19 protein-coding genes and 1 pseudogene are annotated in these 9,877 nt (G+C 52.5%); 18 read left to right on the top strand and 2 right to left on the bottom strand.

All coding sequences use genetic code 11. The features are described 5' to 3' along the window. Positions 1-196: 196 nt before the first annotated feature. Complete coding sequence (locus APU11_RS10350; protein ID WP_060578477.1) at positions 197-886, bottom strand: helix-turn-helix transcriptional regulator; 690 nt, start codon at positions 884-886, stop codon at positions 197-199. Positions 887-996: 110 nt separating this feature from the next. Between APU11_RS10350 and APU11_RS10345 the strand changes: the two genes are divergently transcribed. The 17 genes from APU11_RS10345 (at position 997) to APU11_RS10275 (ending at position 9,222) form a co-directional block, all read left to right on the top strand. Further along, on the top strand, positions 997-1,224 hold the full coding sequence (locus tag APU11_RS10345) for a helix-turn-helix domain-containing protein (protein ID WP_016042179.1): 228 nt from the start codon (positions 997-999) through the stop codon (positions 1,222-1,224). A gap of 39 nt (positions 1,225-1,263) precedes the next feature. Then, on the top strand, positions 1,264-1,485 hold the full coding sequence (locus APU11_RS10340; protein WP_000449472.1) for a CII family transcriptional regulator: 222 nt from the start codon (positions 1,264-1,266) through the stop codon (positions 1,483-1,485). Positions 1,486-1,565: 80 nt separating this feature from the next. Continuing rightward, positions 1,566-1,712 (top strand): hypothetical protein, encoded by a 147-nt coding sequence (locus APU11_RS28590; RefSeq protein WP_015571544.1) that lies wholly within the window; start codon positions 1,566-1,568, stop codon positions 1,710-1,712. Between the two features lie 52 nt (positions 1,713-1,764). Beyond that, complete coding sequence (locus APU11_RS10335) at positions 1,765-2,790, top strand: replication protein (RefSeq protein WP_239691330.1); 1,026 nt, start codon at positions 1,765-1,767, stop codon at positions 2,788-2,790. Further along, positions 2,787-4,160, top strand: coding sequence for a replicative DNA helicase (locus APU11_RS10330; protein ID WP_060578472.1), 1,374 nt, complete (start codon positions 2,787-2,789; stop codon positions 4,158-4,160). The genes APU11_RS10335 and APU11_RS10330 overlap by 4 nt, the downstream gene beginning before the upstream one ends. A gap of 4 nt (positions 4,161-4,164) precedes the next feature. Next, on the top strand, positions 4,165-4,464 hold the full coding sequence (locus APU11_RS10325; protein ID WP_060578479.1) for a hypothetical protein: 300 nt from the start codon (positions 4,165-4,167) through the stop codon (positions 4,462-4,464). Then, entirely contained in the window at positions 4,461-5,087 is a 627-nt protein-coding gene (locus APU11_RS28850; protein WP_230963097.1) for a hypothetical protein, read from the top strand. The genes APU11_RS10325 and APU11_RS28850 overlap by 4 nt, the downstream gene beginning before the upstream one ends. After that, complete coding sequence (locus APU11_RS10315) at positions 5,084-5,398, top strand: hypothetical protein (protein ID WP_060578470.1); 315 nt, start codon at positions 5,084-5,086, stop codon at positions 5,396-5,398. Before APU11_RS28850 ends, APU11_RS10315 begins: the two co-directional genes overlap by 4 nt. Beyond that, positions 5,395-5,784 (top strand): ead/Ea22-like family protein, encoded by a 390-nt coding sequence (locus tag APU11_RS10310; protein WP_060578468.1) that lies wholly within the window; start codon positions 5,395-5,397, stop codon positions 5,782-5,784. Before APU11_RS10315 ends, APU11_RS10310 begins: the two co-directional genes overlap by 4 nt. Next, entirely contained in the window at positions 5,781-6,683 is a 903-nt protein-coding gene (locus APU11_RS28845) for a hypothetical protein (RefSeq protein ID WP_230963098.1), read from the top strand. The genes APU11_RS10310 and APU11_RS28845 overlap by 4 nt, the downstream gene beginning before the upstream one ends. Further along, entirely contained in the window at positions 6,680-6,862 is a 183-nt protein-coding gene (locus APU11_RS10300; protein WP_045325435.1) for a hypothetical protein, read from the top strand. The genes APU11_RS28845 and APU11_RS10300 overlap by 4 nt, the downstream gene beginning before the upstream one ends. A gap of 228 nt (positions 6,863-7,090) precedes the next feature. Beyond that, positions 7,091-7,540 (top strand): recombination protein NinB, encoded by a 450-nt coding sequence (locus APU11_RS10295; protein ID WP_060578466.1) that lies wholly within the window; start codon positions 7,091-7,093, stop codon positions 7,538-7,540. Beyond that, positions 7,533-7,703 (top strand): NinE family protein, encoded by a 171-nt coding sequence (locus tag APU11_RS10290; RefSeq protein WP_060578464.1) that lies wholly within the window; start codon positions 7,533-7,535, stop codon positions 7,701-7,703. Before APU11_RS10295 ends, APU11_RS10290 begins: the two co-directional genes overlap by 8 nt. Then, on the top strand, positions 7,696-7,986 hold the full coding sequence (locus APU11_RS10285; RefSeq protein WP_060578462.1) for a DUF1364 domain-containing protein: 291 nt from the start codon (positions 7,696-7,698) through the stop codon (positions 7,984-7,986). The genes APU11_RS10290 and APU11_RS10285 overlap by 8 nt, the downstream gene beginning before the upstream one ends. Beyond that, positions 7,983-8,345 carry a crossover junction endodeoxyribonuclease RusA gene (rusA, locus tag APU11_RS10280; protein WP_060578461.1) on the top strand — a complete coding sequence of 121 codons (363 nt, stop codon included), beginning with the start codon at positions 7,983-7,985 and terminating at the stop codon, positions 8,343-8,345. The genes APU11_RS10285 and rusA overlap by 4 nt, the downstream gene beginning before the upstream one ends. After that, complete coding sequence (locus APU11_RS28840; protein ID WP_114078535.1) at positions 8,342-8,458, top strand: hypothetical protein; 117 nt, start codon at positions 8,342-8,344, stop codon at positions 8,456-8,458. The genes rusA and APU11_RS28840 overlap by 4 nt, the downstream gene beginning before the upstream one ends. Next, positions 8,458-9,222: an antitermination protein gene (locus APU11_RS10275; protein WP_047723639.1), complete on the top strand. Its 765-nt coding sequence runs from the start codon at positions 8,458-8,460 to the stop codon at positions 9,220-9,222. Before APU11_RS28840 ends, APU11_RS10275 begins: the two co-directional genes overlap by 1 nt. A gap of 18 nt (positions 9,223-9,240) precedes the next feature. Here APU11_RS10275 and APU11_RS28370 read toward each other — a convergent pair whose 3' ends face one another. Continuing rightward, a complete protein-coding gene (locus tag APU11_RS28370) occupies positions 9,241-9,627 on the bottom strand; it encodes a hypothetical protein (RefSeq protein WP_131729159.1) in 387 nt (128 codons plus the stop codon). Between the two features lie 154 nt (positions 9,628-9,781). On the opposite strand from APU11_RS28370, the pseudogene APU11_RS29165 reads away from it, so the two are divergent. Next, positions 9,782-9,877 (top strand): annotated as a pseudogene (locus tag APU11_RS29165) (holin); the annotation flags it as partial.

Genomic DNA, 9,877 nt, shown 5'->3' with positions numbered 1-9,877 from the left:
ATACGCACGATTTAGCAATGAAATAATTGACTTTGAAAGGAAACATCTCTATATCGCGCGCACATGATATATATACACTTAAAATCGACTAAAAGAACACAAACTTTATGATGATTTTCATCAATCACTGAGAATGATGATCACTATCACACCAGCCGCAGCTTCTTCTCTAACCAAAAGTCTCTTCCGGCCACTGCTACAGTTTGTTGTAAGCTATCGATTCGTGAATAAGCGCTTTACCCATGATGTATAGCTGGTCCTGACTTTCTTCTGTCACATACCAATCTTTGTAAGCCGGGTTATCTGAAAGCACGGCTAATTGCAGGCCCTGCATTTGCAGACGCTTGACATGGAAGTGCTGCCCGAAGACAAATGCGTATACTCCGTCAACCTTGAAGTTCCTCACCGAAACGTCAAAGAACAGGCGATCTCCCGACTGAATTGTTGGGCACATGCTGTCACCGTCTACGGTCATCACCTTCACATCATTTTGAGTGCGGTTCCCGAAAAGAGATCTGGCATGCTCAGTTGTGAACTCAATAGCATGCAGGACCTCAACAAATTCAGAAATCATAAAAGACCCCGGACCAGCGCTTACTTTCAGGTCTAAAACATCAACCCGAAAGACATCAATTGTTTCCGAGACAGGTTGGGCCGCCGATGGCACATTACCATCAATCCGCATTTCCCCCACTCCAGAACTAAGCCATTCCGGCCTTACACCCAGAGCATGAGCTAGCTCGACCATCTTACGGCTGCCGCTCGTTTTACCTGACGTCATCTTTTGAATTGCAGGCTGGGATATACCGACTTTATCAGCCAACTGTCCTTGAGATATGTCAGCGGCCGACATAGCCGCGTTCAGTCGTTCTGCAAATGTTTTCATCTTATCAATATATAACCGAGGTTATGTAGAGTAAAATAACAAAGGTTATGGACAATACCCATAACTTGGGTTATCTTTTCATTAATCCAGTAATCGGATAGGTAAAATCCATGAACAAAGTTATTCAACGAGCTTTAGAAATCGTTGGCAGCCAGAAGCGACTCGCAGATATTTGCGGCGTTAGCCAGCCAGCGGTTCACAAGTGGCTTAACGGTGGTTCCGTATCTCCGGAAAAAGTAACAGCCATCGTAAACGCTACTGGTGGCGAGATTAAGGCACACGAAATTCGACCTGATCTTCCCGACCTGTTTCCACACCCAGAGAACCATGCCGCTTAACGGCGGCCATAACCAATTAAATCAGAGGAAGTATCGCAAATGGAAACCTTAACGACACGCAACAAAGCGGAGGCACGACGAATTGAGAGTTGGGTGCAGCGTCAAATCGCTGATCTGGGTACCGCCCGGATAGCCGAAGTAGCTGGCATCAACAAATCCACAGTCAGCCGGTGGCGGGAGAACCTGGTGCCGAACATGTCGCTGCTGCTGGCCATCCTGATTTCGAACAGGGATGGGGTGAAGGGAGATTTTGAAGCATGAACGCAGAAAGGTCGAAAGCCGCGGTGCGCTAACACTCACGGCTTTCTGGTGCAAAAACGACAGTAGTTGCAGGAGGAATAATGGCAAAAAATCCACGCTATTACCATACCGCTGTACATAAAAACATAACCCGCGACCGCTTCATCCGCTCGGTTAACCCGATTGTGGCAGAGAAGATGCGCGCCATCCTGGAAGAACTGAAACGTAAGGAGAGTGGCCGTGGGTAGCCTCGCAAAAGTAATACCTTTCAGACCGTCTGTAACGGTCGTGGAGCGTCAGGTGGCAGATATCGATGATGGGTATACCCGCATCGCTAACGAGCTGCTGGAAGCGGTTATGGCTGCTGATTTAACGGCTCGCCAGCTGAAGGTCGTTCTGGCGGTGATCCGCAAAACTTACGGGTTCGGGAAAAAGTTTGACCGCATTACCAATACCCAGATTGCAGCAATGACCGGCATTCACCATACGCATGTCTGCAAGGCCAAGAACGAGATGATTGCAATGAACATCATCGTTACCAACGGCCTAGCGATCGGGGTGAATAAGGTGATTTCTGACTGGAATTTCAGCATTAGCCAAAATGGCAAATCATTAGCCGAAACAGCTAATGAAACATTAGCCAAGTCAGCTAATACCAATAAGCCAACTCAGCTAAACACAAAAGAAACTATTCAAAAGAAAGAAAGAAAAGATCCCCCTAAATCCCCCCAGGGGGAAAACTCACTCGCTCAGGAAGTGATGGATTACTTCAACGAGCTAACGGGTAGTCGTTGTGCTGCACTGGCGCCTTTTGAGAAAGCTCTCTCCACGGTGAAGAGCAAAGACCAGTGCTACACCGCTGAAGAGCTGAAGCTGGTTATCCGCTGGGCCCATGTGAACTGGGGTCACAGCTTCAAGCCAGAGAACCTGTGCCGTATGACCCGCTTTGATGGATACCTGTCAGACGCCCTGATATGGGCAGATGGTCATGGAAGCAACCCGAAAGCCTGTCCACACGAAGAGATCATCAAGCTCTGGAATGAAAAATTCCCTTCGAAGGCCGTTTCACTGCATGAGTGGAACCGCCGCCGTCCGGCCTATCGAGACCTGGAAGCTGTGTGGAACGGCAAAACCACCCAGGGCAACTGGCGAGAACTGAAGCACATGGGAATGGCCTTCGAGCTGATTAGCAAGTCTTCCCTGTTCGGAACCAGAGGCGATCAGCCATGGCTGACTCTCGACTGGATACTGAATCCGAAGAACTGGGGATCTGTCTACGAGCAGGCCATCAACGAGCACCGTGAGCGCAAGGGAGTCATAGCATGAGCCGTTTTATCGATTTGTACGTTGAGCAGGCCGTCATCGGCGGGATCATGCTCGCAGCGGGCCGCACAGACGGCGTTGACATGGCGACTGACGCGATTGAGGGGCTGACTGAGGACCACTTCACAGCAACGCCTCACAAGGTGGCTCTGCGGTCCTACAAACGCCTCAACGAGTCCGGGGAGAAGATAGACCTGCTGACGTTGACCAGCGACCTTGAACGGCTTGGCGCGCTGGAAAGTGCCGGGGGATTCGCTTACCTGGCTGAATGCAGCAAAAATACACCGTCGTTCGCGAACCTTGCCTCGTACTGCGAAAAGTTGCGGGAAATGCATCTCGGCCGCCGGATGACCCTGGCGCTACAGGTAGGGATCCAGAAGCTGTCCGAACCATCCAGTGAGGGTATCGCTGACATCATCGGCAACATACAGGCGGATATCTCTGGCATCGAGCACAACACCGACTACGGCACCGAGCACATCACCACCGGGATCGACATGTCCCTCGAGACTATCCAGTCGATTATCAGCGGCGATATCTGGAAGCACAAAACCGAGCTGGGCATGGCAACCATCGACAGCGCATTCGGCGGGTTCAACAACACCGATTTCATCGTTGTCGGCGGGCGCCCTGGCATGGGGAAAACTATGTTCAGCACCACCGTGACCGAGACAGTCGGCCTGAAAAACAAAAAGCCGGTGCTGTTCTTCAGTCTCGAGATGCCAGTGGAACAAATCTCTGAGCGAGTCGCGTTCCACCGGGCCCGGGTGAGCAAAGAGGATTTACTCAGCAAGCAGAGCGGCGTGATGGATGGTGCCTGGGGAAAGGTCGGCCACTGCATGAAGGATTTCATCGAAGCCCCGATCTATATCAACGACAAGCCATCCCTCAGCGTTCATCAGGTGCGAGCGGAAGCCAGGCGAATGAGCAAGAAACTGGGTGGACTTGGTGTGCTCATTGTCGATTACCTCCAGAAGATGCGCATGTCTGACCCTGAGAACATGAACCGCAGCGTAGGGGAGATCGCAACCGGCCTGAAAAACCTGGCGAAAGAGTTGCGTTGCCCGGTCATCGCACTGGCTCAGCTTAACCGTAAGGTCGAAGAACGTGCTAATAAGCGTCCGGTCGCAGCTGACCTCCGCGAGTCCGGTGTTATCGAGCAGGAAGCCGATGTGATTTTCATGATCTACCGGGATGAGAAATACAACCCGAACACAGAACTGAAAGGCATCACCGAAATCATCTGTGTGAAGTCCCGCCATGCGCCGGGGGCAGAAAAGACCTACCACTTCAGCAGCCGCTACTCAGGCCTGGACCCGGTAGATTTCACCTACAGCGGCCAGATGCAACAGGAGGCTGACTATGAGTGCTAAGACGATGAAAGGCAAACAGGCAATTCTGCGTTATCTCGAAACGCACCGGACCTTCACCGCGAAGGATGTGGCCACAGAGTGCGGCATGACCATCAACTGCATCACGAAGAACGCTATCGACTTGGAGCGGGCCCGCAAGATTGTGCGCGTGAGCAAGGTATGGCGAACGGTGACTTATCGTCTGGCGACGCCGGAAGAGCGGGACGGCACCGCACGCAGCTGCACCAACGGAATATTTCAGGAATGCCGCAACAGCGCGGCTATGAAGCGAGTATTGATGGTTTGGGGGAGGGTAGGGGTATGAAACAGAAATTTATCGAGTGGTTTACCAAGAACAACAACGGCTGCTCGCCAGCGATGGAAGACGACAGAAGCTTTGTGCACGAGAAGACGCAGCACATGTTCGAAGCGTACCTGGCTGGCGTGGCTGAAGGTGAAGCCAAATGCGCGGCGCTGGCTGCGGAGTTGCGTGCAGTCGAAGCAATCCACAACGAGGCAGTGTTCATCACAGATGATCACTATGAGCAGTGCCCGGCAGAAGTTCAGAAGATAATTCGATCGCTGGCTGTGATGCAGATTCCTGCGTACCAGGCTTTCCTGGCTGAAGTGCGGGCTCAGGGTGTGACCGAGTACGCCAGTAAGCGCGGGTTCTCATTCCAGCACGGTTGTATCCATGCCCACTTCGGCAATGGTGATGTGATGGTTGGCGCGGTGACATTCGAAAACGGTGATGCTGGAATTAATTTTGCTCCGGTTCGCGAGAAAACTGGCGGTGTGGGTACGAGCTACGAATGGACAAAAGGGAAGACGGCGGAACAGGTTGATTCCGTATTTATTATCGCCAGCAGTAATGCTGAAGGCCTTGAAGTTATCCGCGACAAGTTAAATGAATCCATCGAAGAGCTTCGCAAAGGAGTGCAGTCATGAGCAGAGTAATCGATAAAGAGCTTCACGTCACGATGCCTGACAGCAGTGTTTGGGCAGTGCCAGTCCAGTTGATTGCCACGCACAGAGCTGAGCATTACGCCAAAGAGTTTGGCGGTGATTTATACCGTAGTTTGGCAGAAGACACCCTTCCGCTATTCCGCTCTGATGATTTTGAAATAGAAGACTGGGCAGCAAATAACATGAACTGGAGTGATGTTCAGCACGCTGCAAAATGCATCTACCCAGGTGATGTTGATTTCCAGGAAGGATGGGTAAATGGCGATAAGGAAGTGAAGGAGGCCGTCCAATGAGCAACATCGACAAACGCGCGTTACGTGAAGCGGCGGAGAAGGCTCTACCGGCAATGAAGCGCCTGCTTATGATGCCGAATGATGAGTTGTTTGATGAGGCGCTGCTAAACGTCAATGGTGATGTTGACGCGGCGAATGCATTCAACCTGCTCACCGGGCCGGAAAACTTGCTGGCTCTGCTGGATGAGCTGGAAGCCGCAGAGAAGCGGATTTCTGAGCTGGAGGCGCGGGAGGTTGTACTTCCACAGCGCTATAGCATGTTGCATCGCGTCGATTTCGATGAGCCGTATCACACGGAAATGGTTTACAAGCAGCATCAGGTTCTTGAGGCACTGCACGATGCTGGAGTCAACGTCGCCGCAGACGCTAAAGGAGCAGCATCATGATTACCCTTACCAAAGAATGGCTAATGAAGACAATCGCGGAGCTCGAAGAAGAGCGAGATGCGACGCCCGGCGCAGTAAACGAAGATGCAGCCAATGCGCTGGCGGCGATGAAGCTGGCGCTGGCATCGCTCGAAGCGGAGCCTGTGGCGTGGCTACTGTCAGGAGGCGGCGCAAAAAACAACGTCAGCTTCGATAGTGGCAATGCTTACGTCGACCCGCTGCGAGAAGTAACGCCGCTTTACACCGCCCCGCCAGCGCCGGTATCTGTACCTGATGCGATGGAAATGGATGATGACTTTGACAGCGCGTTTGAACACGGAAAAGCTGTCGGATGGAACGCCTGCCGCGCCGCCATTCTTCAGGCTGGTACCCTCACCAATGAAGGTACCATACCAGTCACGCAATTTAAGCCGGTAGCAGACCTGTACGGATTAACCTCACCAACTGGCAGCGAAACATCATTCACTTTCGACGCTGTTGAAGCTCGTGATTTCATTGATGGCGGTTGGTCATGCCAGGAGTACGTGGAGCTTGAACGCTTTCATGAAGCGATAACCAACCATACCGAGGATAAGCTCGCTATGGTTGACCATTCCGGTGACTCCAACAATATGGTTGAACCTGTAACGACGACTTACAAGTTACCATTCGAGCAGTGGCTTTCTAAGCAGACAGGCACCATTGACGTCGAATACGGGTGCGTGATGACGGAGGTATTTTTCCACTGGTTGCGCGTTGCTTATGATGCTGGCAACTCTCCGGTGATTGCGGATGGTTGGGTGCTGGTGCCAGAAGAACCCACCCATGAAATGCTTGAGGCTGGTGATGAACAATTCGGAACCTACGATGTGTATCGCCGGATGATAGCAGCATCACCGCAGCAGGAGGTGATGCCGTGAACCGAAAATTCTGGCTGCTGTATCTTTTGATTGTCGCATCAGTCTGCGTCTTTGTAGCTGGCTTTGAATTTAACCTCATTGCATTTTCTGTTGTGGGGCTATTCGGAATATTCATTTCCGGGATTGTAATTGGCGACCACGGAGGAAGGTTAGGATATTTCGGGGGTGATGATGCCTAACCCATTCGACGCATAACAAACAGGCCTCTTCGGAGGCCTTTCTCTTGAGTTGATTTTGTTGAATCAACCGTCCATACTTTCTTTGCTGATGGCCTGAACACCCATTGGTGACTTCTGCGCATTTAAGGGGACTTAAATGCGACCACAATCTGAACTCCTCACCTTGTCACAGATGCAGAAATGCACCTGCGATTTTCTGCATTCTGCGTTACCTCTCGGAGGTGGCGTATGAAACAGCACTACTGCATCGTTAACGACACCGTTAAAGAGAACCTCATCGCGTACATTCGCACCCTGCCAGTAAACCCTCGCGCGCCGATGGTGGTCGAGGCCCGTGAAGAGACGCGCACTGATAAGCAGAACCGCCTGATGTGGCCACTGCTAAAAGACCTGTCTGACCAGGTTATCTGGCACGGCGAAAAGCTGACCCGCGAGGAATGGAAGGACCTTATCACCGTTCTGGTGAACCAGACCCAGGACCAGGAACAGAAATCCGCGCCTGGTATCAACGGTGGCCGCGTTTATTTCGGCGTCCGCACATCCAAATCCAGCAAGCGCTACATGGTCGACGTCATCGAGGCGATTTACTGGTTCGGCGCCGACCGCGGCGTGAAGTTCTCCGAAGCATCCAGTAAGCGCATCGCCTGGGCGCAAGAGTGGAGGGCTTCCCGTGGGTAGTCCTCTCGCACGCGTCATCACCAACGAAATCTTCCGCGTTCCGGCGCGCCGCCAGCGTAAGCCTGCGGTTAAGCCCTCCGACATCCCGACTTTCAAGGACTACACCGCCCGCCTGGTGGATCAGAAATGGCTGCGTCTCGCGGCACGGAGGGCGCATGGCTAATTTATGCAAGGCGGCGCGCGGCCGCGAATGTCAGGTGCGGATCCCCGGCGTATGCAACGGCAATCCTGAAACCACAGTACTGGCTCACATCCGTATTGCTGGCCTCTGCGGGACCGGAATCAAGCCACCTGACCTGATCGCAACCATCGCATGCAGCAGCTGTCACGACGAGATTGATCGCCGAACACGCCTGGTCGATGCGGAATATGCAAAAGAGTGCGCGCTTGAAGGTATGGCTCGCACGCAGGTCATCTGGCTTAAAGAGGGGCTCGTAAAAGCATGAATGAATACCGCATCAGCCTCCCGTGGCCGCCGAGCAACAACCGCTACTACCGGCATAACCGCGGACGCACGCACATCAGCGCAGAGGGGCAGGCGTACCGCGACAGCGTCGGCAGAATCATCAAAGACTCAATGCTGGATATTGGCCTGGCAACACCCGTGAAAATCCGTATCGAGTGCCACATGCCGGATCGCCGCCGACGAGACCTGGATAACTTGCAAAAGGCTGCTTTCGACGCCCTGACGAAATCCGGGTTCTGGCTCGATGACCAGCAGGTCGACTACTACAGCGTGAAGAGGATGCCAATCGTGAAAGGCGGCAGGCTTGAACTGACCATCACCGAACTGGAGGCCGAATGAACCACACAGACTTCCTGCGGTATCAGGCCGAAAGCGTTAAGCGCGCCAACCTGCCGCCAATAGCAAAGCACAGCCAGACCAAAACCAATCAGCCACAGAAGGAAGCCGCATAATGAACCTTGAGAACACGCTGAAGTTCCACTTCGCAAAATCAACCATGATCAGTGATTCTCCTCGCGCTACTGCGTCTGACTCTCTGACTGGTACGGACGTAATGGCAGCCATGGGGATGACTCAGGAACGAGCATCGATGGGATACACCGCTTTCCTGGGGAAAATGGGTATAAGTTCCCTTGACCGTGATAAGGCGGTTGATCTGCTTACTCAGTACGCGCTGAAGAACTGCGACAAGGTGGCCGCCCTACGCAAACTTGAATCTGATGTTAAGCCGAAGGTCATGCAGCTGCTCGCAACCTTTGCCTTCGAGGACTACTCCCGCAGCGCTGCCAGCACCCGCACGTGCGACTGCTGCAATGGTGATCGCTTCGTTGAAGCAGAGGTCATGACCATGAAGCACATTGGAAGACCACACCTGAAAGAGAAGCGGGAGACGGTGAATGTTCTTTGCCAAAAATGCAAAGGGAAGGGCGTGGTCAGCAACGCATGCCGCTGCAATGGGAAGGGTGTCGTACTGGACGAAGAGAAGACACGTCAGCAAGGTGGCGTACCGGCCAACAAAACATGTTCACGCTGCAATGGTCGTGGTTATTCGCGTCTGCTTCCAGAAAGCGTCCGCAAATTCATTAGTGAAAACGTTATCGAAATACCGGAGACGACATGGCGCCGATCCTACAAAGACTTCTTCGAAAGCCTGGTTGGCGAGTGCCTCAAGCAGGAGGAATATGCCAACAGCATGCTCAAAAAAGTTACGCAATGAGAAATATTTCCTACAGGATTAACTTTCTGTAGGAAATCTATTTACAAAGTGGCGATTTTTGGTTAATCTCGATTCTAACGATGGGTTAATGCCTTCGTTGAGGTGATGAAGTGCAAGATGACAGCGCTCATGAATCGGGGACATCGAAAGCCCAAAAGCTGAATTGTGTGGCGACAGCAAAAACGCGACTTGAGCCATCACCAATAATTTAGAGCCACTGGTTAACGCCGGTGGCTTTTTCATTTCTGCATAACGGAAATCGCTTTGAGTATGTGACGGCATCCCGGTGAGACCAGGTACATTTCCCTGGCGCGGCAAAGCGATCCCCGTTGTGGTGAATGTCCTGATGGCGTCGTAAAGCGATAGCCATGAATGCCGGATAGCAGCACCGGTCACCACACCCAAACCCACTACCTGGGACCCTTCGGCCAGAGAGCCGACATTGCCTTACCCTCACATTGCCAGCCTGTCGCTGGCTTTTTTATTTGCGATGTCCGGTCGTTGTTTCCTGGCATCCTTCCACTCTACACAAACAGCACCCCGTTCTTTCGGAGGTGATATGGCTAAACGTATGCAAGATAAAGAAAGCATTGCCGGAGTGTCATGGCTGATTGTCCTTGCTCTGTCATGCTGGGGCGGCCTGGTCCGATACCTT

The organism is Enterobacter sp. 50793107, assembly GCF_001463365.1.
Taxonomy (GTDB): Bacteria; Pseudomonadota; Gammaproteobacteria; order Enterobacterales; family Enterobacteriaceae; genus Enterobacter; species Enterobacter cloacae.
The sequence above is the reverse complement of the archived record's forward strand: the minus strand, read 5'-3'. Positions and strand labels throughout refer to the sequence as shown.

Coding starts and splice junctions, on each gene's coding strand:
- APU11_RS10340 (WP_000449472.1), top strand. CDS start 1,264: ATGGAAACCTTAACGACACGCAACAAAGCGGAGGCACGACGAATTGAG.
- APU11_RS10325 (WP_060578479.1), top strand. CDS start 4,165: ATGAAAGGCAAACAGGCAATTCTGCGTTATCTCGAAACGCACCGGACC.
- APU11_RS10285 (WP_060578462.1), top strand. CDS start 7,696: ATGGCTAATTTATGCAAGGCGGCGCGCGGCCGCGAATGTCAGGTGCGG.
- APU11_RS10330 (WP_060578472.1), top strand. CDS start 2,787: ATGAGCCGTTTTATCGATTTGTACGTTGAGCAGGCCGTCATCGGCGGG.
- APU11_RS28590 (WP_015571544.1), top strand. CDS start 1,566: ATGGCAAAAAATCCACGCTATTACCATACCGCTGTACATAAAAACATA.
- APU11_RS10310 (WP_060578468.1), top strand. CDS start 5,395: ATGAGCAACATCGACAAACGCGCGTTACGTGAAGCGGCGGAGAAGGCT.
- APU11_RS10275 (WP_047723639.1), top strand. CDS start 8,458: ATGAACCTTGAGAACACGCTGAAGTTCCACTTCGCAAAATCAACCATG.
- APU11_RS28850 (WP_230963097.1), top strand. CDS start 4,461: ATGAAACAGAAATTTATCGAGTGGTTTACCAAGAACAACAACGGCTGC.
- APU11_RS10350 (WP_060578477.1), bottom strand. CDS start 886: ATGAAAACATTTGCAGAACGACTGAACGCGGCTATGTCGGCCGCTGAC.
- APU11_RS10315 (WP_060578470.1), top strand. CDS start 5,084: ATGAGCAGAGTAATCGATAAAGAGCTTCACGTCACGATGCCTGACAGC.
- APU11_RS10295 (WP_060578466.1), top strand. CDS start 7,091: ATGAAACAGCACTACTGCATCGTTAACGACACCGTTAAAGAGAACCTC.
- rusA (WP_060578461.1), top strand. CDS start 7,983: ATGAATGAATACCGCATCAGCCTCCCGTGGCCGCCGAGCAACAACCGC.
- APU11_RS10345 (WP_016042179.1), top strand. CDS start 997: ATGAACAAAGTTATTCAACGAGCTTTAGAAATCGTTGGCAGCCAGAAG.
- APU11_RS28845 (WP_230963098.1), top strand. CDS start 5,781: ATGATTACCCTTACCAAAGAATGGCTAATGAAGACAATCGCGGAGCTC.
- APU11_RS28840 (WP_114078535.1), top strand. CDS start 8,342: ATGAACCACACAGACTTCCTGCGGTATCAGGCCGAAAGCGTTAAGCGC.